General features: G+C 63.8%; 24 protein-coding genes. 19 read left to right on the forward strand and 5 right to left on the reverse strand.

The window, feature by feature from the left end; translation table 11 throughout:
- Nucleotides 1-11: 11 nt before the first annotated feature.
- The 8 genes from H0482_RS09885 to H0482_RS09920 all read left to right on the forward strand — a co-directional run bounded on the left by H0482_RS09885 (nt 12) and on the right by H0482_RS09920 (nt 8885).
- The gene (locus tag H0482_RS09885; RefSeq protein WP_193729890.1) at nt 12-1508 is read left to right on the forward strand and encodes a CoA-acylating methylmalonate-semialdehyde dehydrogenase; all 1497 of its coding nucleotides are present in this window, start codon (nt 12-14) and stop codon (nt 1506-1508) included.
- A 187-nt stretch (nt 1509-1695) separates the two neighbouring features.
- Nucleotides 1696-2076 (forward strand): endonuclease domain-containing protein, encoded by a 381-nt coding sequence (locus H0482_RS09890; RefSeq protein WP_330998253.1) that lies wholly within the window; start codon nt 1696-1698, stop codon nt 2074-2076.
- Entirely contained in the window at nt 2073-3323 is a 1251-nt protein-coding gene (locus tag H0482_RS09895; protein WP_193729892.1) for a Zn-dependent hydrolase, read from the forward strand. The genes H0482_RS09890 and H0482_RS09895 overlap by 4 nt, the downstream gene beginning before the upstream one ends.
- A 70-nt stretch (nt 3324-3393) precedes the next feature.
- Nucleotides 3394-4845, forward strand: coding sequence for a dihydropyrimidinase (hydA, locus tag H0482_RS09900; RefSeq protein ID WP_193729893.1), 1452 nt, complete (start codon nt 3394-3396; stop codon nt 4843-4845).
- A gap of 190 nt (nt 4846-5035) precedes the next feature.
- On the forward strand, nt 5036-5872 hold the full coding sequence (locus tag H0482_RS09905) for an ABC transporter ATP-binding protein (protein ID WP_210319143.1): 837 nt from the start codon (nt 5036-5038) through the stop codon (nt 5870-5872).
- A 46-nt stretch (nt 5873-5918) separates the two neighbouring features.
- Complete coding sequence (locus H0482_RS09910; protein ID WP_193729894.1) at nt 5919-6785, forward strand: ABC transporter permease; 867 nt, start codon at nt 5919-5921, stop codon at nt 6783-6785.
- An 11-nt stretch (nt 6786-6796) separates the two neighbouring features.
- The gene (locus H0482_RS09915; protein ID WP_407925714.1) at nt 6797-7885 is read left to right on the forward strand and encodes an ABC transporter permease; all 1089 of its coding nucleotides are present in this window, start codon (nt 6797-6799) and stop codon (nt 7883-7885) included.
- A gap of 19 nt (nt 7886-7904) precedes the next feature.
- Nucleotides 7905-8885, forward strand: coding sequence for an ABC transporter substrate-binding protein (locus H0482_RS09920; protein ID WP_193729896.1), 981 nt, complete (start codon nt 7905-7907; stop codon nt 8883-8885).
- Between the two features lie 82 nt (nt 8886-8967).
- Here the strand turns inward: H0482_RS09920 and mbfA are convergent, their stop codons facing one another.
- Nucleotides 8968-9972, reverse strand: a complete 1005-nt coding sequence (gene mbfA / locus H0482_RS09925) for an iron exporter MbfA (RefSeq protein WP_407925712.1) — start codon at nt 9970-9972, stop codon at nt 8968-8970.
- 105 nt (nt 9973-10077) lie between these two features.
- Between mbfA and H0482_RS09930 the strand changes: the two genes are divergently transcribed.
- A complete protein-coding gene (locus H0482_RS09930) occupies nt 10078-10497 on the forward strand; it encodes a hypothetical protein (RefSeq protein WP_193729897.1) in 420 nt (139 codons plus the stop codon).
- Nucleotides 10498-10551: 54 nt separating this feature from the next.
- A complete protein-coding gene (locus tag H0482_RS09935) occupies nt 10552-11520 on the forward strand; it encodes a copper chaperone PCu(A)C (RefSeq protein WP_193729898.1) in 969 nt (322 codons plus the stop codon).
- Nucleotides 11521-11653: 133 nt separating this feature from the next.
- On the opposite strand, the gene H0482_RS09940 is transcribed toward H0482_RS09935, so the two are convergent.
- Together H0482_RS09940 and H0482_RS09945 are read right to left on the reverse strand one after the other, a co-directional pair.
- Nucleotides 11654-12907 (reverse strand): NAD(P)/FAD-dependent oxidoreductase, encoded by a 1254-nt coding sequence (locus tag H0482_RS09940; RefSeq protein WP_193729899.1) that lies wholly within the window; start codon nt 12905-12907, stop codon nt 11654-11656.
- Between the two features lie 143 nt (nt 12908-13050).
- Nucleotides 13051-13968, reverse strand: a complete 918-nt coding sequence (locus tag H0482_RS09945) for an extensin-like domain-containing protein (RefSeq protein WP_193729900.1) — start codon at nt 13966-13968, stop codon at nt 13051-13053.
- Between the two features lie 166 nt (nt 13969-14134).
- Here H0482_RS09945 and H0482_RS09950 point away from each other — a divergent pair, with 166 nt between their 5' ends.
- From H0482_RS09950 to H0482_RS09980, 7 genes are all read left to right on the forward strand, one after another.
- Nucleotides 14135-15331: an O-antigen ligase family protein gene (locus H0482_RS09950; protein ID WP_193729901.1), complete on the forward strand. Its 1197-nt coding sequence runs from the start codon at nt 14135-14137 to the stop codon at nt 15329-15331.
- Between the two features lie 97 nt (nt 15332-15428).
- On the forward strand, nt 15429-16319 hold the full coding sequence (locus H0482_RS16580) for a metal ABC transporter substrate-binding protein (RefSeq protein ID WP_193729902.1): 891 nt from the start codon (nt 15429-15431) through the stop codon (nt 16317-16319).
- On the forward strand, nt 16316-17188 hold the full coding sequence (locus tag H0482_RS09960) for a manganese/iron ABC transporter ATP-binding protein (RefSeq protein WP_193729903.1): 873 nt from the start codon (nt 16316-16318) through the stop codon (nt 17186-17188). The genes H0482_RS16580 and H0482_RS09960 overlap by 4 nt, the downstream gene beginning before the upstream one ends.
- Nucleotides 17185-18036: a metal ABC transporter permease gene (locus tag H0482_RS09965; protein WP_193729904.1), complete on the forward strand. Its 852-nt coding sequence runs from the start codon at nt 17185-17187 to the stop codon at nt 18034-18036. Before H0482_RS09960 ends, H0482_RS09965 begins: the two co-directional genes overlap by 4 nt.
- Entirely contained in the window at nt 18036-18866 is an 831-nt protein-coding gene (locus H0482_RS09970; protein ID WP_230989562.1) for a metal ABC transporter permease, read from the forward strand. Before H0482_RS09965 ends, H0482_RS09970 begins: the two co-directional genes overlap by 1 nt.
- A 190-nt stretch (nt 18867-19056) precedes the next feature.
- Nucleotides 19057-19950, forward strand: a complete 894-nt coding sequence (locus tag H0482_RS09975; RefSeq protein ID WP_193729905.1) for a hypothetical protein — start codon at nt 19057-19059, stop codon at nt 19948-19950.
- A 249-nt stretch (nt 19951-20199) separates the two neighbouring features.
- Nucleotides 20200-21327 carry a Gfo/Idh/MocA family protein gene (locus tag H0482_RS09980; protein WP_193729906.1) on the forward strand — a complete coding sequence of 376 codons (1128 nt, stop codon included), beginning with the start codon at nt 20200-20202 and terminating at the stop codon, nt 21325-21327.
- A 51-nt stretch (nt 21328-21378) separates the two neighbouring features.
- Here the strand turns inward: H0482_RS09980 and H0482_RS09985 are convergent, their stop codons facing one another.
- Both H0482_RS09985 and H0482_RS09990 read right to left on the reverse strand, forming a co-directional pair.
- Nucleotides 21379-22053: a hypothetical protein gene (locus H0482_RS09985; protein WP_193729907.1), complete on the reverse strand. Its 675-nt coding sequence runs from the start codon at nt 22051-22053 to the stop codon at nt 21379-21381.
- 23 nt (nt 22054-22076) lie between these two features.
- Complete coding sequence (locus tag H0482_RS09990; protein WP_193729908.1) at nt 22077-23114, reverse strand: aldo/keto reductase; 1038 nt, start codon at nt 23112-23114, stop codon at nt 22077-22079.
- A gap of 95 nt (nt 23115-23209) precedes the next feature.
- Here H0482_RS09990 and trhO point away from each other — a divergent pair, with 95 nt between their 5' ends.
- Both trhO and H0482_RS10000 read left to right on the forward strand, forming a co-directional pair.
- A complete protein-coding gene (trhO, locus tag H0482_RS09995) occupies nt 23210-24223 on the forward strand; it encodes an oxygen-dependent tRNA uridine(34) hydroxylase TrhO (RefSeq protein WP_193729909.1) in 1014 nt (337 codons plus the stop codon).
- A gap of 82 nt (nt 24224-24305) precedes the next feature.
- Nucleotides 24306-25235, forward strand: coding sequence for a LysR family transcriptional regulator (locus tag H0482_RS10000; RefSeq protein WP_193729910.1), 930 nt, complete (start codon nt 24306-24308; stop codon nt 25233-25235).
- The last annotated feature ends 64 nt before the right edge of the window (nt 25236-25299 follow it).

Below are 25299 nucleotides of genomic sequence, written 5' to 3' on the forward strand. Positions count from 1 at the left end.
GGGATCATCTGATGCAGATCATCGAGAATGCCGTCGCCGGCAAGCGTTACGTTTCATCATCGACGCGGCGCGTGCCCGTGTTCAATCCGGCCACCGGCGAGCAGAGCGCCGAATTGCCGCTCTCGACCCTTTCCGAACTCGACGCGGCGGTGGCGTCGGCGGTCAAGGCGCAGGTGGCCTGGGGCAGCACCCCGCCCATGAAGCGGGCGCGCATCATGTTCAAGTTCAAGGCCCTGCTCGACCAATATGCCGACGACCTGGCGCGCGAGATTTCCAAGGAACATGGCAAGGTCCATGACGATGCACTGGGCGAAGTGGCGCGGGGCATCGATTGCGTGGATTTCGCCTGCGGCATTCCCCAGCTGCTGAAGGGCGAATTCTCCCGCAATGTGGGGCCCAATATCGACACCTATTCGGACCGCCAGCCCCTGGGCGTGGTGGCCGGGATCACCCCGTTCAACTTCCCGGCCATGGTGCCGATGTGGATGTATCCGGCGGCCATTGCCTGCGGCAATGCCTTCATCCTCAAGCCTTCCGAGCGCGATCCCTCCGCCCCGATGCTGGCCTGGAACCTGTTCATGGAAGCAGGGCTCCCCGAAGGCATCCTCAATATCGTGCATGGTGACAAGGAAATGGTTGATGCCATTCTCGACCATGACGACATCAAGGCGGTCTCCTTTGTCGGCTCCACCCCGATCGCCGAATATGTCTATCAGCGCGGCACCAAGGCCGGTAAGCGCGTCCAGGCGCTGGGCGGCGCCAAGAACCACATGATCATCATGCCGGACGCCGATCTCGATCAGGCGGCAGACGCGCTGATGGGGGCCGGCTATGGCTCGGCGGGCGAACGCTGCATGGCCATTTCCGTGGCCGTTCCCGTCGGCAAGGAAACCGCCGACGCGCTTGTTGCAAAGCTCAAGCCGCGCGTCGAGAGCCTCAAGATCGGCCCCTCGACCGACAAGGACGCCGAAATGGGTCCGGTGGTCACCAAGATGCACCGCGACAAGATCGTCTCCTATATCGACAAGGGCGAGGAACAGGGCGCCAAGCTGGTGGTCGATGGCCGCGGCTTTTCGCTCCAGGGCTATGAAAACGGCTATTATGTCGGCGGCACCCTGTTCGACGATGTCGAGCCGCATATGGACATCTATAAGGACGAAATCTTCGGGCCGGTGCTTGCCGTGGTGCGCCGCGACAGCTTCAAGGACGCGGTCGATCTGATTCATGGCCACGAATATGCCAATGGTACGGCGATCTTCACCCGCGACGGCGACGCCGCCCGCGAATTTGCCGACAAGATCGAAGTGGGCATGGTGGGCATCAACGTGCCGATCCCGGTGCCGGTGGCCTATCACTCCTTCGGCGGCTGGAAGCGGAGCCTTTTCGGCGACCATTCCATCTATGGGCCCGAAGGCATCCACTTCTATACCCGCCTCAAGACCGTCACCACCCGCTGGCCCGCAGGCATCAAGGGCGGGGCGGAATTTTCCTTCCCCAGCGTGAAGTAGGGACGAGATGGTGAGCGCTCGCACCAGCACCGCCCCCCTCACCCCAGCCCTCTCCCCGGAGGGGCGAGGGGGCGCTGGGGGCAGTGCTGGTGACGAAGCCGATGCAAATGTTTCGGCTCTCAACTCGCCTCGCTCCGTCAAGACAAGAGGCCGCAAGGCACAGCCCGGGCAGGTCACGCGGGCGCGGATCCTGCGGACCAACATGACGGACGCGGAAAGCCGGCTCTGGCATTGCCTGCGCGACCGCCGACTGCTCGGCTTCAAATTCGTGCGCCAATATCCGATCGCTCCCTATTATGCCGACTTCGCCTGTCGCGAGGCCATGCTGGTCGTCGAAGCCGATGGCGGACAGCATGACCTGGCGTGGGATGCGGTTCGGGACAGGATCATCGGCTCGGCGGGCTACAAAATCCTGCGTTTCTGGAACAATGGCATCCTGAGCAATACCCAAGCGGTGCTGCAGGTCATCCACAATACCCTCGCTTCCTGCGTCCCCTCGCCCCTCCGGGGAGAGGGCCAGGGTGAGGGGTCTATCCAAACCACCCAAACCAACGAGTATGTTCCATGACCTCTCCCGGCGAAAACCTTCGGATCAATGGTGACAGGCTCTGGGAGAGCCTGATGGACATGGCCAAGGTCGGGCCGGGCATTGCCGGGGGCAATAATCGCCAGACGCTGACCGATGCGGACAAGGAAGGGCGCGCGCTGTTCCAATCCTGGTGCGAAGACGCGGGGCTCTCCATGGGCGTCGACAAGATGGGCACCATGTTCATGACGCGCCCGGGCACCGATCCCGAGGCGCTGCCGGTCTATATCGGCTCCCATCTCGACACCCAGCCGACCGGCGGCAAATATGACGGGGTGCTCGGGGTGTTGGCGGGGCTCGAAGTGGTGCGCTCGATGAACGATCTGGGCATCAGGACCAAGCATCCCATCGTCGTCACCAATTGGACCAATGAAGAGGGCGCGCGCTTTGCCCCGGCCATGCTGGCCTCGGGCGTTTTCGCCGGCGCCATCCCCATGGACCATGCCTATGCGCGCCAGGATCCAGACGGCAAGAGCTTCGGGGAAGAACTCGAACGCATCGGCTGGGTGGGCGAGGAAGAGGTGGGCGCGCGCAAAATGCATGCCTATTTCGAATATCACATCGAGCAGGGCCCGATCCTCGAAGCCGAGGACAGGCAGATCGGCGTCGTCACCCATTGCCAGGGATTGTGGTGGCTCGAATTCACCCTCACCGGCAAGGAGGCCCATACCGGCTCGACGCCGATGAATATGCGCGTCAATGCCGGGCTCGCCATGGCGCGGATCATCGAGATGGTGCAGGAGGTGGCCATGGCGGCCCAGCCCGGCGCCGTGGGCGGGGTGGGGCAGGTAAAATTCGCGCCCAATTCGCGCAATGTGCTGCCCGCCAAGGCGGTGTTCACCGTCGATATCCGCTCCCCCGATCAGCAGAAGCTCGATGGCATGCGCGCCGAGATCGAAAAGCGCGCCGCCGCGATCTGCGCCGAAATCGGGGTCGGCTGCGCGGTGGAGGCTATCGGCCATTTCGATCCGGTGACCTTCGATCCGGTGCTGGTGGGGCGGGTGCGGAGCGCAGCGGAAAAGCTGGGCTATTCTCACATGAACATCATTTCGGGCGCCGGGCACGATGCCTGCTGGGCGGCCAAGGTGGCCCCGGCGACGATGATCATGTGCCCGTGCGTGGATGGACTATCGCATAACGAGGCCGAGGATATTTCGCTCGAATGGGCGGCTTCCGGGTGCGATGTGCTGTTCCATGCGGTGCTGGAGACGGCTGGGATCGTGGATTAAGGCAAAACGACCCCGTCCGGCGCTCAGGAGAAAGGCGCGGGACGGGCAGACTGAAAGACAGGGAACGAAAATGAGCAAAGTCATCAAGGGCGGCACCGTGGTCACCGCCGATCTCAGCTACGAAGCCGATGTGAAGATCGAAGGCGACGTAATCGTCGAGATCGGGCAGAACCTGGACGGCGACGAGGTGCTGGACGCCAAGGGCTGCTATGTCATGCCGGGCGGGATCGATCCTCATACCCATCTCGAAATGCCGTTCATGGGCACCTATTCGGCCGACGATTTCGAGAGCGGCACACGGGCGGGCCTTGCCGGCGGCACGACCATGGTGGTGGATTTCTGCCTGCCCAACCCCGAGCAGAGCCTGCTCGAAGCGCTCAAGATGTGGGACAACAAGACCGGAAAGGCCTCGGCCGATTATTCCTTCCACATGGCCATTACCTGGTGGGGCGAGCAGGTCTTCAACGAAATGGCCGAAGTGGTGGATCGCGGCATTACCAGCTTCAAGCATTTCATGGCCTATAAGGGCTCGCTGATGGTCAATGACGACGAGATGTTCGCGTCATTCCAGCGCTGCGCGGCGCTGGGCGCCCTGCCCCTGGTCCATGCCGAAAACGGCGACGTGGTGGCGGCGATGACGGCCAAACTGCTGGCCGAAGGCAATAATGGCCCGGAAGGCCATGCCTATTCCCGGCCACCGGAAGTGGAGGGAGAGGCCACCAACCGCGCCATCATGATCGCCGACATGGCGGGCGTGCCGCTCTATGTGGTGCACACAAGCTGCGAGCAGGCGCATGAGGCCATCCGCCGGGCGCGGCAGAAGGGTATGCGGGTCTATGGCGAGCCGCTGATCCAGCATCTGACACTGGACGAGGGTGAATATTTCAACGCTGACTGGGACCATGCAGCGCGGCGGGTGATGTCGCCGCCCTTCCGCAACAAGAGCCATCAGGATTCGCTCTGGGCCGGGCTGCAATCGGGCTCGCTCTCCTGCGTCGCCACTGACCATTGCGCCTTTACCTCCGCGCAGAAGCGCACCGGGATCGGCAATTTCGCCAAGATCCCCAATGGCACGGGCGGGCTTGAAGATCGGCTGCCGGTGCTGTGGACCGCCGGGGTCAATACCGGTCGCCTCACGCCCAATGAATTTGTCGCCGTGACCTCGACCAATATCGCCAAGATCCTCAACATGTATCCCAAAAAAGGTGCGGTCATGGTGGGGGCGGATGCCGACCTCGTGGTCTGGGATCCCAAGCGCAAGAAGACGATTTCGGCCAAGAACCAGCAATCGGTGATCGATTACAACGTCTTTGAAGGCTTCGAGGTGACCGGTCTGCCGCGCTTCGTGTTGAGCCGAGGCAAGGTCTCCATCGTCGAAAACGAGGTCAAGGCCGAGCCGGGCCATGGCAAGTTCGTGGCGCGCGAAGCGAAGAATCCTGTGAACCGGGCGCTGAGCCAGTGGAAGGAAATCGTCGCGCCGCGCAAGGTCGAACGCAGCGGCATTCCGGCAAGCGGGGTCTAGTCTGGCGGCACGCTGCTGAAAAAGAAGGCACAGGCCGAAGGGAGCGGAATGGCAGGGAGCAAAAAATCCCGCTTTTCCGGGATCGGCATGGGTCTTGCAATCACTCTTGCCGCAGGCAAGCGCAACCGGCAGGGCCGTCCATGTGACGGCCTGAGCCGGCCGAAGAAGAACACCTAGAGGGGCTGAACTTTTGTCCGAAACGTCGTCCAATCATGCAGCGGGAGGCTCGGCCGGGCCGGGCATTGCCGTTGTCCGCGCCGAACATCTTGGCCTCACCTTCCCCTCGGGCGACGGCGACATCGTCGCGCTGAGCGATGTGAACCTCACCATCGAAAAGGGCGACTTCGTCTCCTTTATCGGCCCTTCCGGCTGCGGCAAGACCACGTTCCTGCGCACTATTGCCGATCTTGAAAAGCCGACATCAGGAACGCTGAGCGTCAATGGCATGAGCGCCGAAGCGGCCCGCAAGGCCCGGGCCTATGGCTATGTGTTCCAGGCCGCCGCGCTCTATCCCTGGCGGACGATCGAGAAGAACGTCGCTCTGCCGCTCGAAATCATGGGCTATGGCGCGAGCGAACAGGCCGAACGGGTGAAGCGGACGCTGGAACTGGTCAATCTGTCGGGCTTTGAGAAGAAATATCCCTGGCAGCTTTCCGGGGGCATGCAGCAGCGCGCCTCCATCGCCCGCGCCCTCTCCTTCGACGCCGACCTGCTGCTGATGGACGAGCCGTTCGGCGCGCTGGACGAGATCGTGCGCGACCATCTCAATTCCGAATTGCTCAAGCTCTGGGAACGCACGCAGAAAACCATCTGCTTCGTCACCCATTCGATCCCCGAAGCGGTCTATCTCTCGACCAAGATCGTGGTGATGTCGCCGCGCCCCGGCCGGGTGACGGACATCATCGAAAGCACCCTGCCGCGCGAAAGACCGCTCGACATCCGCGAAAGTCCCGAATTCCTCGCCATCGCGGCGCGGGTGCGCGACGGCCTCAGGGCCGGGCATTCCTATGACGAGGAGCATGTGTGATGGGGAGGGGCTTTAGGCCAATGCCTCTGGTGGAGGTGGTGATTTCATGACCCGCATCATCCCCGTCCTCACCATTCTTCTGGCCATTATCCTGTTCTGGTATGCCATGGCCATTCACATGAACGCGCCCTGGCAGAACACGCTGAACAATCGCGCCGGGCTCACCGACGTGCCCTTCGTCACCTTTGCGCAACAGACCTGGGCGCAGGACAAGCCGGTGCTGCCGGCTCCCCATCAGGTGGTCACCGAAATCTGGAACGCCACCATCGCGCTGGAGATCACCTCGCGCCGCTCGCTGGCCTATCACGGCTGGATCACGCTCTCGACGACCCTGCTCGGCTTCGTGTTCGGCACGGCGCTGGGGGTGCTGCTGGCCGTGGCCATCATCCATAACGATGCCTCGGACCGCTCGCTCATGCCCTGGATCATCGCCAGCCAGACCATTCCGATCCTCGCCGTGGCACCCATGGTGGTGGTGGGGCTGGGCGCGGTGGGGCTGACCGGACTGGTCCCCAAATCGCTGATCTCGATGTATCTGTCGTTTTTTCCGGTCGTGGTCGGCATGGTCAAGGGCCTGCGCTCGCCCGAATCCATCCAGCTCGACCTGATGCGCACCTATGACGCCAGTGGCTGGCAGGTGTTCTGGAAGCTGCGCTGGCCCGCCGCCATGCCGTTCCTGTTCGCCTCGATGAAGGTGGGCATCGCCATTTCACTGATCGGGGCGGTGGTGGCCGAACTCTCCAACGCTTCGGGCGGCGGGCTGGGCGTGCGCCTGCTCACCGGCTCCTATAATGGCCAGACCATCCAGATCTGGGCAGCCTTGTTCATCGCCGCCGGGCTCGCCGCCCTGCTCGTCGCCATTGTGGGGAGCGCCGAAAAATGGGTGAATGGCCGGATGGGAGCACGCGCATGAAAACGCTCACCCTGTTGCAGCAGACCCTCGCCTGGATCGGCGGCCTTGCTGCCCTCGCTGGGCTGGCCTTCAGCCTCCCCAATCTCGGCGCAGCGCCGCTATTGGCGCTGTTCTTCGCCCTGGCCGGGGCGACGCTTTTGCGGCACTTTTTCCCCGTCAGCCTCTGGGTCGATGGGGCGCTGACCCTGTTCGGCGCGGCGGCGCTGATCGTGGCGCTGCCCGAAGGCGGCATGCCGGGCCATTACTGGCTGGCGCTGGTGTCGGCCTGGGCCTTTGCCTGGCTCTTCGTCGAGCGGCTCTCGGCGGCGATCCGCGCCGGCACCCTGCCCGAAAGCGGCATCGGCCTCGTCATTCCCATCATGTTCGGGTTGGCGCTCTTGGCGGTATGGGAAGTGGTGACGCGCGGGGCCAATGTGCCGCCGGTGCTGTTGCCGCCGCCCTCGTCCATCGCCGCGCGCTTCATGGCGGAAACCGGCATTCTCTGGGCCGATTTCGTCCAGACCTTCATCAAGTCGGTGCTGCCCGGCTATGCCATCGGGTGCCTCGCAGGTCTCCTCGTCGCCATCGCGGTGGACCGCTCGCCCTTCCTCAAGGCGGGCTTGTTGCCGATCGGCAATTTCATGTCGGCGCTGCCCATTATCGGCATCGCCCCGATCATGGTGATGTGGTTCGGCTTCGACTGGCAGAGCAAGGCGGCCGTCGTCGTCGCCATGACCTTCTTTCCCATGCTGGTCAACACCGTCGCCGGGCTCAATGCCGCTTCCGCCATGGAACGCGACCTGATGAGCACCTATGCCGCCTCCTATTGGCAGACGCTAATGAAGCTCAGGCTGCCCGCCGCTGGCCCCTTCATCTTCAACGCCCTCAAGATCAACTCGACTCTGGCCTTGATCGGCGCAATCGTAGCAGAATTCTTCGGGACGCCCGTTGTGGGAATGGGCTTCCGGATATCGACCGGGGTGGGGCGTCTCGCCATCGACCTGGTCTGGGCGGAGATCGCTGTTGCGGCGGTCGCGGGGTCCGCCTTCTACGGAGTGATCGCCCTCATAGAAAGGGGCGTCACTTTCTGGCATCCGTCTGTCCGTGGTGGACGGGCGTAAAAGGGAAAAGGGAAACACAATGAAAAAACTGATCACGGGATTGATGGCGGGCACGCTGCTGCTGAGCGGCGCCGCGGGGGCGCTGGCGGCCGATGCCCTGACCTTGCAGCTCAAATGGGTGACGCAGGCCCAGTTCGCCGGCTACCTCGTCGCCGAGGCCAAGGGTTTTTATGACGAGGAAAACCTCGATCTCACCATCCTGCCCGGCGGCCCCAATATCGCCCCCGAACAGGTGATCGCCGGCGGCGGCGCCGACATCATCGTCACCTGGATGGCAGCCGGCATGGCGGCGCGCGAAAGCGGGGTGCCGCTGGTCAATATCGCCCAGCCCTACAAGCGTTCGGGCCTGATGATGATCTGCCCCACCGAAACCGGCATCACCTCGGAAGCCGATTTCCCCGGCCATACGCTGGGCGTGTGGTTCTTCGGCAATGAATATCCGTTCTTTGCCTGGATGAACAAGCTGGGCCTGGCCACCGACGGCTCGGAAGGCGGGGTGACGGTCCTGCAGCAGAGCTTCGACATTCAGCCGATGATCCAGGGCCAGGCCGACTGCATCTCGGTCATGACCTATAACGAGTTCGGTCAGGCGCTCCAGGCCGGTTATGGCCCCGACAATCTCACCATCTTCAACTATACCGAAATGGGCAATGACCTGCTCGAAGACGGCCTCTATGTCATGGAAGACAGCCTCGACGATCCGGCCAAGGTGGACGCCTATACCCGCTTCGTGAAGGCCTCGATGAAGGGCTGGCAATATGCCATGGACCATCCCGATGAGGCTGCCCAGATCGTGGTGGATGCCGACGAGACTGGCGGCGCCGAATATGACCTGCAATTCTATATGGTCGGCGAAGTCTCCAAGCTGGTCGATGCGTTCGACCCGGCGCTGGACATGACCACCTATGAGCGCACGGTCAAGGCGCTGCTCGACCAGGGCATCATCAAGGCCGAGCCGACCGGCGCCTATACGAGCGTGGTCACCGACGGCCTCAAGTAAGCGGCGCGATATGCAGTAAAAGCGGGCGGGGAGCGATCCCCGCCCGTTTGCTTTGGCGCCGCGTGCGCCCGGGGGCGGGGCGTCAGAAGCTGCCGATGAGAATGCCGGCGGCAAAGACCAGCCCGCCGCCCAGCACCACCTGCAGGACCGCGCGCCAGAACGGGGTCTGCATATAGCGCTTCTGGATCCAGGCAATGGCCCAGAGTTCGATCACCACGACGATGGCCGCGACGCTGGTGGCCAGCCAGAAATCGGGGATGAGATATGGCAGAGCGTGGCCCAGCCCGCCAATGGCGGTCATGATGCCGGCGGCAAGGCCGCGCTTCAGCGGCGAGCCGCGCCCGGTGAGCTTGCCATCGTCGGAAGCCGCCTCGGTAAAGCCCATGGAAATGCCGGCGCCCACGGCCGCAGCCAGCCCGACCAGAAAGGTCTGGTGGGTGTCGCCGGTGGCGAAGGCGGCAGCAAAGACCGGGGCCAGAGTGGAGACCGAGCCGTCCATCAGCCCGGCAAGACCGGGCTGCACATAGGTGAGGACGAATTGGCGATGAGACTGCGCCGCCTCCTCCTCCCGGCCTTCGGGGCCCAGAACCTCGGCATCGATCTGATCGGCGCGTCGTGCATGGCCCTTTTCGGCGGCGGCCAGATCGCCCAGGAGCTTGCGGATGCCGGCATCGCTCACCTGGTCGGCGGCGGCGAGGTAGAAGCGATAGGCCCCCTCCTCCATTTCCCAGACCTGCTGGCGCGCCTGATCCAGTGTCAGGCTCTTTTGCAGCCAGAGCGGCTTGTGCTCGAGAAAGCCGCGCACATGCTCACGGCGAATGGGCACCAGGCGCTGGCCGAAGCGGGCGACATACAGATCGAGCAGGCGGCGGCGATGCTCGTCCTCCTCGGCGGCCATGCCCTCGAACAGGGCGGCGCTGCCCGGATAAAGCTCGCCCAGACGCGTCGCATATTCGGAATAGATGCGCCCATCCTCCTCCTCGGCGGCAATGGCCAGGGAGAGGATTTCGCGCTCGGACAGGGTGGAGAAATCGCGGCGATTATCAGGCCAGAAACGGAACATGACGCCCTCATAGATTAGAACCATTCCAAATTATCGCTAAAACCATTTCTGGCTTGAAGCAATGGCTTTCTTGCGCTGCGACAATATGGGGACCGCGCGAGACGGGCATGATGGCTTGAGAACAGGCCAGTGGCAGGCTATGCCAGCAAGGCGAGGACGATGATGGCTCAGAACCAGCAGAGATTAATGCGCGAAACCGGCGCGGCTTTGGCCGTGCTCGCGCTTTACCTGCTGACGCTGCTCCTGCCGCTGCATCAGGCGTCCGGCCTGCAACGCGACCTCAATGCCATCGGCTATTCGACGCTCAGCGCCTGGTCCCTGTGCGGCGACATGAGTGAAAATGGCGAGGACGAGCCGCTTCCGGCAGCGCTGACATGCCCGGCCATGTCCATCGCCAAGCAATCGCTGATCCCGGCCTTGCCGCCGGCCCTGCGCATCGCGCCGCCGATCCGGTCCGGCGTGTTCCGTCCGGCGTTCGATTTCCACACAGCCGGTCCCGGCCTGCCGCCGCATATCGGACAATCGCGCGCACCACCCGTCACGGCCTGAACTCATCAATGGCGGCCTGCCGCCCGATCAGACCTTTTGACTGGAGATCATCACATGATCCGTTCTGTTACCGGTGCGGCGCTGACCGCGACCCTGCTTGCCGCCTTGTCGGCCCCCGCAATGGCCCATTCGAGCTTTTTGGTGCAGGAGGCCGAAATCGGCGCGTCCTTCCGGGCGGCACTGCGCGTGCCCCATGGCTGCGGCGCGGAGGCCACCCACACGATCCGCATCCAGATTCCCGAAGGGTTCTATGCGGTCAAGCCGATGCCCAAGGCCGGCTGGACGCTCGAGACCCTGACCGGCCCCTATCAGCATATTTATCGCAATCATGGCGAAGAGGTGAGCCAGGGCGTCACCGAAATCATCTGGTCGGGCGGCGATCTGGCCAGCGATTTCTACGATGAATTCGTCTTTGTCGGCACCTTTGCCGATCGGCTGGAGCCGGGCGACATGTATTTCCCGGCCATCCAGGAATGCGCCAATGGCCAGGAGGCCTGGACCGATATCGGCGGCAATGGCGAGATGCCGGCGCCGAAAGTGCGGCTGGTCGCGGGCGCACAACACGCTCATGATGACCATCACCAAGACGCGCCCACGAACGCCGTCACCGTCGGCGACATCGCCATTTCCGGGGCCTTCACCCGCGCCACCCTGCCCAATGCGCCGGTGGCCGGCGGCTTCCTGACACTGACCAATAATGGCAGCGCGGACGACGTGCTGGTCTCGGCCAGTTCGGACGTGGCCAAGGAGACCCAGATCCATGAAATGGCCATGGACGGCAATGTGATGAAGATGCGCCAGCTGACGGACGGGGTAGTATTGCCAGCGGGCGAAAGCGTCACGCTCAAGCCGGGCGGCTTCCACATCATGTTCATGGGCCTCAAGGCGCCGCTGGTGGAGGGCGAGAGCGTCGAGGTGACGCTCAACTTCGCCAAGGCCGGGCCCGTCGCGGTCAGCCTGGCCGTGGGCAGCGCAGCCGCCGCCGCGCCGGCCGAGGATCATTCCGGCCATATGATGAAGTGAGCCCAACGCTCCCTGTATGAACCGACCTTTCCCGGCCTGATCCGGGAAAGGCCCTTCTCCCGTGCCGGGGATCGGCATGGAGGATTGCCGGGACAAGCCCGGCAATGGCGCAGGCGGGAGCCGAGTTTGGGCCTCAGGCGCCCATGAACCGGCCCATGCGGAAGGGTTTCACATCGATGGCGGTGGCTTCGCCCGTCATCATCTGCGCCAGCAATTCGCCGGTTGCAGGGCCCAGGGTAAAGCCGTGATGGGCGTGGCCGATGCCGACATAAAGACCCTCATGCCGGGGTGCGGCAGAAATGATCGGCATCATGTCGGGCGTGCAGGGCCGCGCGCCCTTCCAGGGCTGCGGATCGAGCCGCTCGCCCAGCGGGAACAATTCGCGCGCCGCCTTTTCGGCCTTGCCGAGCTGGATCGGCGTCGGTTTGGCGTCGCGCATGGCAAATTCCGCGCCGGTGGTGATGCGGATGCCGGCCGCCATCGGCGCCATGGCGTAGCCCACTTCGGGATCGAGCAGGAGGTGATTGAGCACCACGCCCTCTGGCGCGCGATAATGCATGTGATAGCCGCGCTTGACGAAGAGCGGCAGGCGATAGCCCAGGGGCTCCAGCATGTCGGGGGCCCAGGGGCCGAGCGCGATCACCGCCTGATGGGCCCGCAGCATCTGGCCATCGACCGTGACGCTCCAGCCCTTGTCCTGCTGGCCGAGGGCGCTGGCGGCGCCGCGCACGAATGATCCGCCCAGTTTCTCGAACAGGTCGAAATAGGCGCTGACCAGCGCGCCGGGATCGCGCACCGTCCAGGGATCGGTCCAGTGAATGGCGCCGGCCAGGCCACCGATGAGATTCGGTTCGACCGCCTTGAGGCTATCCCAATCCAGCAGTTTGAAGCCGATGCCGAACTGGACATGGTCGGCCTCGGCCTTGACCACTTCCTGGTCCAGCTTGGCCGCGCTGCGGAAAGCGAGATGCCAGCCATAGCGGGAAATCAGCTTTTCAGCCTCGGGGCCGGAAGCCTTGATCAAATCGTCATGGGTAAGGATCGAACGCCCGATCAGGGGCGCGTAGGATTGGACCACTTTGCGGTAGTGGTCGGGGGAGGATTCCCACCAATAGCGCAAGAGCGGCGGCGCCAGCTTGGGCAGGGCCAGCGGCTCATAGCGCGCCGCGGTGGAGAGATGCAGCCCGACCTGCAGCAGTGTCTGCAGATCGCGCGGGAAGGCATGGGGCCGCACCCCTTCGCGCTGGATGATGCCGGCATTGCCAAAGGAGGTTTCGCGGCCCGGCGCATTCTTGTCCACCAGCGTCACGCTGCGGCCGCGCCGCAACAGGTGAATGCCGGTGGCAATGCCGACAATGCCCGCGCCCAGAATAATCACGTCGTCCATGAACACCCCCCGAAAACGCAATGATGCTAGCAGAGCATAGACAGAAAGTTGCGTCTATCGCGCAGAACATGCCCCGATAGGCGCAATGATTGAAGCGCCGTTTACGCAAATTGCGCAATTTCCTCCCGCTGTCACGTCACCCCCTATTCGCAGATCCGCGCTGTGCAGGCCTGGCCATGGCAAGCCAGATCGAGATGGAAATGATCGGAATGGTCCGCATTGGCGTCTGGGCCCAGCACGGTGGTAAAGCGCGCGCAGGCCGCACCATGGGCCTGGCGCAGCAAAAGAGCTTCCGGCGTCGCGGCGGGCAACCAATCGTTTTCGACGGCAATGGTCTGTCCATTGTCGAGCGTGAAGCCGCTGAGGTCCAGTGCATTGGCGAAACCGTGTTCGGACATGAAGCCGTTGCCCTCGCCAACGCGGTTGCGGCACATCGTCGAGGTGCCGGCTTCGAGCCGGAGAAGGGCATGGTCGAGCCGAGCCCCGGCATAGGCATCGACCTCACCCACCCAATCGGCGAGCGCCCCGGCCATGGCGCAATTGGTGGTGATGGGCGAAGAGAGGGCAATTTCCCGGCCATTCGCCCTGATGGCGGTGAGCAGCAAAGGCGAGCGTTCGCCGCAGCGCCCCTCGACCAGAGGCGGCAGCATCTCGCCGATCACCGCCCCGCTCAACAGCGCCGGACAGGCGGTTTGGTAGAGGCGGTCGGGCGGGGCGGCAGCGGCGGCCTGATCGGGGCCGGCTTTTTCCGGCAGCGGCGCGCTGACGGGCGCAGCGGGTTCCCGCTCGGTGCTCTCGTTACTTGCCTCGGGGCGGGGGCGGGGCAAAGGCGGCATTGCGACGCCCGTCCGGGGTGCGGCCTGCTCTCCGTCCCGCACCATCGGCCTTTGGTCGGGTGGCGTGGGATCGGAGGGGCGGATGGGTGGCGGCGCTGGCTGGGGCGCGCTGCGCCCCGGCGCCAGATCTTCGACCAATTGCTGTAGCGGGCCCAAAATATCCTGGGCGGCCAGCGGCGCGGCGGCAAGCAAGGGGACAGCAAAAGCGAGGCGGAGGAGGCGCATGAGGGAGGCAACGCGCGATCATGCGACCGCGTTGCAAAGGCAGTATCAGGCTCGGGCGCTCGCTGACCGGCTGCGATCAGGTCCGGCCGACAAGAGGCGCCAAGGGTTGACAAATGTCCGCTCCTGCTATGGGTCACATTCCATCCCGACCTGCCGCGATCTTTTCATGCATAATGTTTTCAGCGCCCTGCTCCTCCTTGCCCTGATCGCCGGCATCGTGCCGCCGGGCGCCGCCGCCTATTCAGGCGCCTATGTTTCCATGGGCATTGCGGCGATCGGTCTGGTCGCACTGGGCAGGCCGGACCGTGCGGTGCTGCACCATCCCATGGCCCTCGCCATTCTCGGCGCCATTGTCCTGCTCGGCGCGACCATTCCCTTCGTCTATCGGGGCGAAGCCGACCTCATGGCCCCGGTCTTCGTGCTGCCCATGCTGACGGCAATCGGGCTCGGCATGATCGGAAAACGCGCCGGGTATGTTCCGGGGCCGGTCCTATTCGCCCTTATCTGCCTCATCGCCGTGTCCATCGCATTGGCCGGCGGCGCCTATGAAGCCTTCGTGCTGCAAATGGGCCGGGTGGGGCTGGGCAATAATCCCATCCATTATGGGTCGCTGGCGGCGATGGTGGGAGGCCTGTCGGTAATCGGTGTCGTCGCCACGACCTCGCCCTGGCGCTATATTTTCGTCATCGGTCCGATCCTCGGCGTCGCTGCAACGGCGCTATCGGGATCGAGGGGGCCCCTGGCCGGCGCGCTCGCCATGGCCGGGATCGCAATGCTTTATCTCTTGATCGGAGGCTGGCGGGATCGGGTGCTGCGCTTTTCGATCCTCGGTGCCTTGCTCGCCGGCGCCGTTGTCTTGCTCGTCGTCATGTCGGAAGGCAGCGACCGGGTCAGCGGCTTGCTGAACGCCATGGATATTTTCCGCTTCACCGGCGGCTCGGACGACATTCGCGCCGCACTGTTCGCCTCCGCGCTCCATGCATTGAAAAGCTCCCCGGTTTTCGGGCTCGGCTTTGGGCAATTGATGGATACGGCCCGGGCCTTGTATCCGGATTTTGCCCAAGTGCATCAATTGGAAAACCTCCACGCCGACTGGGCCAATTTTGCCGCCATGGCCGGGGGCATCGGCCTCTTCGCCTGGCTGTTATTGCTGCTGGCGCCGCTCACCCTGCTGCTCGACGAAACAGCGCGCGCCGACCAGCCTATCGCCCTGGGGGCACTGATCCTCGTCACCGGGCAGGCGACGCTCGGGGTCAGCAATGCAATGTTCGGGGTCGTGCCGCAGACTATGCTCTATGCGGTGGCGCTGGGCTATCTGTTCGCGCGGGCGCGGCGGCTCAGCGACAGGGCGGCGACCCGCTAGACCATCCCCGCGCGGGCCCGCCAGACTATCTGACATTCTTTTGTTGCAAATGATTGTCAATAGCACTAACACTCCAATCTTCCCATTGGAGCTTTTCATGCGCCGCCGCTTCGTTTCCGCCCTGCTTCTCTCCGTCGCCTTGTGCGCCACCCTACCCGTCATGGCAGCGGAGCGGATCAAGGCGGTGACCTCCTTCACCATTCTGGCGGATATGGCGCGCAATGTGGCGGGCGACGCCGCCGAGGTGGTCTCCATCACCAAGCCCGATGCCGAAATTCACAATTACCAGCCGACGCCGGGCGATCTGCTGGCGGCGCAGGACGCTGATCTCATCTTGTGGAACGGACTCAATCTCGAACAATGGTTCGGCCAATTCCTCGACAGCCTGCCCGATGTGCCCGACGCTGTGCTCACAACGGGCATCACGCCCATCGGCATCGGTGAGGGGCCCTATGAGGGCAAACCCAATCCCCATGCCTGGATGTCGCCCAGCGACGCCCTCACCTATGTCGACAATATCCGCGCCGCCTTTGCCGCTATCGATCCAGCCAATGCCGAAATCTACGCCGCCAATGCCGCCGCCTATTCGGCCGAGATCGCCGCGACCGTCGCTCCGATCCACGCGGCGCTGGCCGCCATTCCCGAAGATCGGCGCTGGCTGGTGACCTCGGAGGGGGCCTTTTCCTACCTGGCCCGCGATTTCGGGCTCAAGGAACTTTATCTCTGGCCGATCAATGCCGACCAGCAGGGCACGCCGCGCCAGGTGCGACAGGTGATCGACGCGGTGCGCGAGCACAGGATCGGGGTGATCTTTTCCGAATCCACCATTTCCCCCAAGCCGGCCGAACAGGTGGCCCGCGAAACCGGCATCAATTATGGCGGCGTTCTCTATGTGGATTCGCTGTCCGGCCCCGAAGGGCCGGTGCCGAGCTATCTCGACCTGCTCCGGGTTACCACCAGCACCATTGTCGCAGGATTGACCGAGTGAACCAGCTCCGCCCCGGCATCGAGGTCAACGACATTACCGTGGCCTATCGCAATGGCACCACGGCGCTCAAAAAGGCCAGCTTTTCTTCCCCACGCGGCTCGATCACCGCGCTGGTCGGCGTCAATGGCGCCGGCAAATCCACCCTTTTCAAAGCCATTATGGGCTTCGTGCCGCTGGTCTCGGGCGCGATTTCCATTCTCGGGCAGGAGGGCAAAAAGGCGCAAAGGCGGAACCTCGTCGCCTATGTGCCGCAAGCGGAGGAAGTGGATTGGAATTTCCCCGTCCTCGTCGAGGACGTGGTGATGATGGGCCGGTTCGGGCATATGAACATGCTGCGCATGCCCCGCCCCATCGACCGGGAAAAGGTCGCGGCGGCGCTGGCGCGGGTCAGCATGAGCGAATTTGCCCGCCGCCAGATCGGGGAATTGTCCGGTGGCCAGCGCAAGCGCGTCTTCCTGGCCCGGGCGCTGGCGCAGGAGGGCGAAGTGATCCTCCTCGACGAGCCCTTTACCGGCGTCGACGTCAAGACCGAGGAGGCCATCATCGCCCTGCTGCGCGCGCTGCGCGACGAGGGCAAGGTCATTTTGGTCTCCACCCACAATCTGGGCTCGGTGCCCGAATTCTGCGACCGCACCGTTCTGGTCAAGGGCACGGTGCTGGCCCAGGGCCCGACCGATCAGGTGTTTACCCGCGACCGGCTGGAAGAGGCCTTTGGCGGGACATTGCGCCATTTCGTGCTCTCCGGCTCCGGCCTGCACGACGATGACGATCCTCGTCGCCTGTCGGTCTTGAGCGACGACGAGCGCCCGCTGGTGCTCTATGGCGAAAAAGGCCGACAGATTCACCAGCAATCGGGCGAAGACACATGATCGCGCTGCTGCTCGAGCCCTTTTCCTATACCTATATGATCAATGCCATCTGGGTGTCGGCGCTGGTGGGCGGGGTCTGCGCTTTTCTCTCGGCCTATCTCATGCTCAAGGGCTGGTCGCTGATCGGGGACGCGCTTTCCCATGCCATCGTGCCCGGCGTGGCCGGCGCCTATATGCTGGGCCTGCCCTTTTCGCTCGGCGCCTTTCTCTCGGGCGGACTGGCGGCCGGGGCCATGCTGTTCCTCTCCCAGCGCACCAGATTGCGCGAAGATGCGGTGATCGGGCTGATTTTCACCAGCTTTTTCGGGCTGGGCCTGTTCATGGTGTCGCTGTCGCCCGTGCCGATCAATGTCCAGACCATCGTTCTGGGCAATATCCTGGCCATCGCCCCCGAGGACATCGTGCAATTGGTGCTGATCTCGGTGGTGACGCTGGGCATCATGCTGGTGATCTGGAAAGATCTGATGGTCACCTTCTTCGATGAGAGCCATGCCCGCTCCATCGGCATTCGCACCACAGCCCTCAGGATCGTGTTTTTCACCCTGCTCGCCGCCGCCACCGTCGCCGCCATGCAGACCGTAGGCGCTTTTCTCGTCATCGCCATGGTGGTGACGCCGGGCGCTACGGCCTATCTTTTGACCGACCGCTTCCCGCGCCTCATCCTCATCGCCATCGCGCTGGGCGTTCTTTGCTCGGCCATTGGCGCCTATCTCAGCTTTTTCCTCGACGGGGCCACCGGCGGCGTCATCGTCGTGCTGCAAACGCTGGTATTTCTCGCCGCCTTCTGCTTTGCCCCGCGCCATGGCTGGCTCGCCGCCCGCCGCCGCATCGCCGAGGAGACGCGCTGATGGCCTGGTATGACATGGCGCTCTGGCCCTTCCAATTGCCCTTCATGGTGCAGGCGATGTGGATCGCGATATTGGTGGCGGTGCCGACGGCCCTATTGTCCTGCTTTCTCGTCCTCAAGGGCTGGTCGCTGATGGGTGACGCCATTTCCCATGCCATCCTGCCCGGCGTGGTACTGGCCTATATCGTCGGCCTGCCGCTCGGGATCGGGGCCTTCGGCGCCGGCATGGCCTGCGCGCTCTCGGTGGGCTTTCTCAAGGAAAACAGCCGGGTCAAGGAAGACACGATCATGGGCGTGGTCTTTTCCGGCCTCTTTGGCCTGGGCATCGTGCTCTATACCGCGATCCGCACGGACGTGCATCTCGACCATATCCTGTTTGGCAATATGCTGGGAACCGGGCGGGACGATCTTTTGACATCCTCCATCATTGCCCTGATCGTCGCCCTGATCATCGCCGCCAAATGGCGCGACTTCATGCTCTTCATCTTCGATCCGCAACAGGCGCGGGTCATGGGCCTGCCGGTGCGGCTCCTGCATTACGGGCTCCTGGCGCTGATTTCGCTCACCATTGTCGGGGCCTTGCAGGCGGTGGGGATCGTCCTGGTCATTGCCCTGCTGATCGCTCCGGGCGCCATCGCCTTCCTGCTCAGCCGCCGCTTCGGCGTCATGCTGGTTCTGGCCATGGCCATTTCGGTGAGTTGTGGCCTGCTCGGCGTCTATCTGAGCTTCTTCCTCGACAGCGCCCCCGCGCCCACCATCGTGCTGTTGCTGAGCGCCGCGTTCATTGCCGCCTTCCTCCGGGCGCAGCGCCGGAACGTGGCGGCCGCCTAGCCAGCGAGAATCGCCGCGCCGAGGCGGCGGAACAAAAACGCCCTTTCTGCCGTTGCCTTGCCACCAGCGTCACAAACAAGAGGGCTTTTCATGAACAGCATCATCTACCTCGTCGGTCTGGTCGTCATCGTCATGGCCATTCTGTCCTTTATCGGCCTCGCCTGAGCGCCCGGACAGAAAGGACAAAGCCATGACCATAGAGACAAGTTCGGGCATTGCCGTGGTGGAAAAAGTCGCCACGGGTCGCGACGAAACCAGCTATGTCGACTGGCCGGCCATTTTCGCCGGCATCGTCTTTGCATCGGCCGTTTCGCTGGTGCTGATCAGCTTCGGCTCGGCCATCGGGCTCAATTTCGTCGGCTTCGAGGCCCGCGAAGGCGCACCGGCCTTTCTGGTCGCCATCGGCGCGGCAAGCTGGTTCCTCTGGGTGCAGATTTCCAGCTTCATGGCCGGCGGCTACCTCACCGGACGCCTGCGCCGGCGCCATTTCGACGCCAGTGAAGATGAAAGCGACATGCGCGACGGCGCCCATGGCCTGCTGGTCTGGGGCGGCGCGCTGGTCATCGGCGCAATCTTGGCGCTCAGCGGCGTCGGCGCGCTCGCCAATGCCACGGGCCAGGCCATATCCACCGCCACGATTGCCGCATCCAACATGGCTGAGGACAGCGTGTCGGCAACCGATCCAAACGCCTATTTCATCGACACCCTGTTCCGCGCCAATACACCCGTCGATCCGGGTATTGCCCGCGACGAAGCGGGCCGGATTTTCGCACAGGCCGCCTTTACCGACGGCACGATTTCGAGCGAAGACCGGACCTATCTCGCCAATGTCGTCGCCGCCAATACCGGCCTCACGCCAGAGGAGGCGCAGGCCCGGGTCAATATGGTGGAAGCCAATGTCGAGGCGGCCCGTCAGGACGCCATCGAGGCGGCGCGCATTGCCCGCAACACGGCCATCATCGCGGCCTTCCTGATCGCCGCGTCCTCGCTGGTTTCGGCCATCGGCGCCTATTGGGCCGCGCAGAAGGGCGGCAATCACCGCGATCGCAACACGGCGTTTGCCGACGTGTTCCGCCGTTTCTAAACCAGCAGAAAGAGGAGAAAACCCATGTTCAAAGGTCTGGCACTCTGGCTGCTCGGCGTTCCGATCTGGCTGATCATCATCTTCTTCCTGGTCACCTGAGCGGAACAAGGGCGGGGCGCAAGTCCCGCCTTTTTCGTTGCGCTGCCGGCCGAGACCGGCCATTTTCCTCCATCGCCCCTTCCCATAAATGCCCTTCCGCCCCGGCTGGCCTCGCGCTAGGCTGACGCACGTACATCCGGAGGGGAGCACATGACTGGCAAGCGGCTCAATATCGGCGTCATCGGCACCGGCAATATTTCGTCGGCCTATCTCAAGGCCATACTGGGCAAGGACGGCCTGCCGGGCTTCCCCATGCTCGACATCAAGGCACTCTCGGATATGCGCCCCGACGCGGCGGCGGCACGGGCCGAAGAATTCGGACTCAAGGCGCAGAGCATCGAGGCGATGCTGGCCGATCCCGGGATCGATCTCGTGATCAATCTCACCATTCCGCGCGCCCATGTCGAGGTCGGGCTCAAATGCCTGGCGGCGGGCAAGCATGTCTATTCGGAAAAACCACTGGGCATCACTGTCGCCGAGGGCCGGCAATTGCTCGGTGCCGCCAAGGCGGCCGGACGGCGCGTGGGCTCGGCCCCCGATACTTTCCTGGGCGGCGCGCACCAGCAGGCGCGGGCCATAATCGATAGCGGCGTGCTCGGCCCCATCGTCGGCGGCACCGCCTTCTTCCAGTGCCCCGGCCATGAAAGCTGGCACCCCGACCCCGCCTTCTATTACGATCGCGGTGGCGGGCCGATGCTCGATATGGGGCCCTATTACATCACCGACCTCGTCAACCTGCTGGGGCCGGTGACCCGGGTGTCGGCCATGTCGTCGCGGCTCCGCCAGGAGCGGGTGATCACCTCCGAGCCGAAAAAAGGCGAGACCATGAAAGTGAGCATCGACACCCACGTCACCGGCTCGATCGGTTTTGCCAATGGCGCCATCGTCCAGATCGGCATGAGTTTCGACGTGGCTGCCCACAAGCATGTGCCGCTCGAAATCTATGGCACCGAGCAGAGCCTGATCGTTCCCGATCCCAATTTCTTTGGTGGCGAGATCGAGATGCGGCGGCGCGGCCGCGACGAGCAATGGGTCGGCGTCGAGGTCGAAGCGCCCTATGCTTCGGGCAATTACCGCTCGCTGGGCGTCGCCGACATGGCGCTGGCCATTCTCGAAAACCGGCCGCATCGGGCCAGCGGCGCGCTGGCCCTGCATGTGCTCGAAGTCATGGAAGCGTTTGAACAGGCCGCCCGCGAGGGCCGGACCATCGCCATCACATCCATGGTGGAGCGCCCGGCGCCGCTGGCCGAGAGCCTCAGGAACGGTGTTCTGGCGTAGGCCGCGTGCCCGGCGCGTCCCTCGGAACCGCGAGGGACGCCTGGCCGCTTCCTACCAATACCAGCCGAGATTTTCGGCCGTCTCCGCGTCGAAATGCAGCGTCACTTCCGCATCCTGTTCCGGGGCATGGACGCCGTCGCGGAACTGGCGCTGCAACAGCGTGATCGTCTGGGCGGCCTCGTCGTGGCCGCGATAAAGATAATCGAAGCAAGCGCCGCCTTTTTCCGCCGGGAGCAGTTCGGCGATGGCCTTGCGCATGCTGGCCAGTTCGCGCCCCTCGAGCGCCACGCCATCGTCGCGGGAATAGGCGCGGATCGAGCGAACCCAATCATTATCGGTTTCGCAGAAATAGCGGTCCTCGCGGAATTCGCCGCGATCGACCAGGGCAATGTCCACCTTTTCGTTCCAGGCATGGGACATCTCATATTCGGCGCCTTCGGCATCGGCGGAGAGATAGATGTCCGACCAGCCGCATTCATCGTCCCGCTGATTGTAGCACCAGCGCTCCGCTCCCATCATCAGCCCGGCAAGCTCGGTGGCCGTCACCAGCTTGCCGGCCTTGAGGCGATCGATGACGGCCTGACCGGCGGCGTCATAGCCGAGTGCCGGCGCAAGGCTCAGCATAAGCACGAGGATTGCGGAGACGAAGTGGCGCATGCGGAAATCCTCCCATTGTCCGGCCTCGTCCTGGCCGAGCCGAACCCTATTCGAAACAGGCCGGGCCATGGCCGGCTGTTCTCGGCTTTCTTCTAGCGCAGCCAGCCCTGGGGGCGGGGATGCAATTCCATCTGCCCATCCCGGGTCGCTGCGTCGATGGCGGCGATTTCCGCCTCGGAGAGCGCGAGATTGTTGAGCACGCCGAGATTGTCCCTGAGCTGTTCGAGATTGCGCACCCCGATCAGCGCCGAGGTCATTTCCTCGCGCCGCAACACCCAGGCCAGCGCCAGTTGCACCATGGTCTGGCCGCGGCTGCGGGCGATTTCGCCCACCTTGGCCACCGCATCGAGCACACGCGGCTCGATATGGCTGGCGCGCAGCGAACCATTGGGGTTTTCCCCGCGCGTGCCGATGGTCGGGCCGGCATTGTACTTGCCTGACAGCACGCCCTGCGCCAATGGCGAAAAGGCGATGACGCCGATCCCCAATTCGCCACAGGCATCGATGGTGCGGTCATTCTCGATCCAGCGATTGATCATCGAATAGGAGGGCTGGTGAATGGTCGTCGCGACGCCCATCTCCTGCAAGATCCGATGCGCCTCGCGGGTCTGCTGTTCGGGATAGGAGGAAATCCCCACATAGAGCGCCTTGCCCGATTTTACCGCATGGGCCAGCGCGCCCATGGTTTCCTCGAGCGGGGTATCGGGGTCGTAGCGATGCGAATAGAAAATATCCACATAATCGAGGCCGAGACGGCGGAGCGATTGATCAAGGCTGGCGAGGAGATATTTCCGGCTGCCCCATTCGCCATAGGGGCCCGGCCACATATTGTAGCCCGCCTTGGTGGAAATGATCATCTCGTCGCGATAGGGGCGAAAATCGCGGGCCATCACCGTGCCGAACAATTCTTCCGAGGAGCCCGCAGGCGGCCCGTAATTATTGGCGAGGTCGAAATGGGTAATGCCCTGGTCAAAGGCATAGCCGAGGATTTCCATGGCCGAGGGATAATCGCGGGTGCCGCCGAAATTCTGCCACAGGCCAAGGCTGATCGCCGGCAGTTTCAGCCCGGAGGCGCCCGAGCGGCGATATTGCATGCTGTCATAGCGCGCCGTGTCGGCCCGATAGGTCATGGACATCCTCCCGATATTCTGCTTGCGACCGCCCGTGACGCGGGAACCGGTCTTTGCTATGAGCGAGCCACATGAACGCGCAAAGCTCATTATCCATGTCCAATTTGCCCCAGGACCAGCACCCATACAAGGTGATGGCGCTGTATAAATTCGCCAGCCTGCCCGATGTTGAGGCGCTCAAGGGCCCGCTGGCCGAATTCTGCTGCGCCAGGGGGATCAAGGGCACGCTGATCCTGGCGCCCGAGGGCATCAATGGCACGGTGGCCGGCGCGCCCGACGCCATCGCCGCGCTGACTGAATATCTGTTTGCCAGCGGCCCGTTCGGCACCCGGCTCGCCGGCGCCGAGGTCAAATATTCCTTTGCCGAAAGCGCGCCCTTCCTGCGCATGAAGGTGCGGCTCAAGCCTGAAATCGTCACCCTGCGCGCGCCGCAGGCCGATCCGAACCGGCAGGTGGGCACCTATGTCGAGCCGGAGGACTGGAACGGGCTGATCGAGCGCAATGACGTGGTGCTGCTCGATACCCGCAATGATTACGAAGTGGGGCTCGGCACGTTCCAGCGGGCGCTCGACCCCAACACCCAGAGCTTCGTCGCCTTCAAGGATTATGTGGCGAAAAATCTCGATCCCAGCCGCGACAAGAAAATCGCCATGTTCTGCACCGGCGGCATTCGCTGCGAGAAGGCGTCGAGCTACATGCTGAGCCAGGGTTTTGAGGAAGTGTTCCACCTCAAGGGCGGCATTCTCAAATATCTCGAAGTGATGCCGGAAGCGGAAAGCCGCTTTCAGGGCGAATGCTTCGTCTTTGACGAGCGTGTCTCGGTGGGCCATGGGCTGGTGCAGGGCAAGGCCAGCCTGTGCCGCGCCTGCCGCCATCCGCTGACCGAAGCGGACAGGCTCCACCCCGATTATGCCGAAAATGTCTCCTGCCCCCATTGCGTCGGCGAGGCCGAAAAGCATCGCGCCGCCGCCGAGCGGCAAAGGCAGATGGAGCTGGCGAAAGGGCGGGGCGCGGCGCATCTGGGCGATGGCGCGGCGGCGGCCGCAGCGCGGCGCAAGGCGGCCAAGCAGGCCCGGGCCGAGCAATCGAGACTGGCCAATAAAGGTTGACCTGAGCCGGTCCGCATATAGATCATGGCTATGATCGACGCTAGGAATTGGCGTCCACTGCCCGTTCAGATAAGATTTCCCTATGGATCTCGACCAGCTCCGCACGTTTGACCGCATCGTTCGCGACCAGTCCTTCACCAAGGCCGCCGCCTATCTCCATATCACCCAGGCCACCGCCTCCATGCGCATCCGGGCGCTTGAGCAATTGCTGGGCGTCAGCCTCTTCGCGCGGGGCCGCACGGTGACGCTGACCGATCAGGGCATGACCTTCCTGCCCTATGCGCGCCGCATGATCGGCGCAGCGCAGGAGGGGCGCGAGGCGCTGCGGCGGGTGGAAAGGGGGCGGGTCTCCATCGCCTCGCTGCGCACGCTGGTTTCTCCCCTGATCACCGAGAGCCTGTTGCGGTTTCAGGCAAAATACCCGTCCGTCGATGTGGTGGTACGCGAGGGACGGCAGGCGCAGATCGCCGCCATGCTGCATGAGCGCGAAGTGGAAATGGGCATATTGTGCTGGCCCAATATTGACCCGCTGGTGGTCGATCTCGAGCCGCTCGTGGTGATGCGCGAACGGGTGCCGCTGGTGGTGTCGCCGGAAATTGCGGCGCAATTGTCCAATACGCCGAGCATCGAGGAGGTGCTGGCGCTGGTGCCGCGGGTCATTTCCCTGCGCTGGTGGCAGGCCGATCCGGAAATTGCCGCCGCCCTGGTGCGGCTGGCGCGCACCAGTGTCGAATTGCCCACCGGCCCGGCGCGGCGGCTCGCGATCAAGGGCGAGGGGCTGGGCTTTTTCGTCAATTCCGCCATTGCCGAGGATGTGAGGGCCGGGCGGCTGGTGGAAATTTCTCCGCTCGATTTCGCGCCGCTCTATCGAGACACCGCCCTCGTGGTGCGTAATCTGGCGGCGCTGGAGCGGCCGATGCTGGCCGATTTCGTGCGCGAGATCGCCCGCGAATGTACTTTATTGGGCGACATCATCGACAATCGGCTGGAGCCGGCGCCGGGCGCCGTCTAGCGATCGGGTCCTGTGCCGTCCCTGGCGTTGTTCAGCCACACAAACCAGTGCGTTGCGCAGAACC

The organism is Devosia faecipullorum, from assembly GCF_015158295.1.
Taxonomy (GTDB): Bacteria; Pseudomonadota; Alphaproteobacteria; order Rhizobiales; family Devosiaceae; genus Devosia; species Devosia faecipullorum.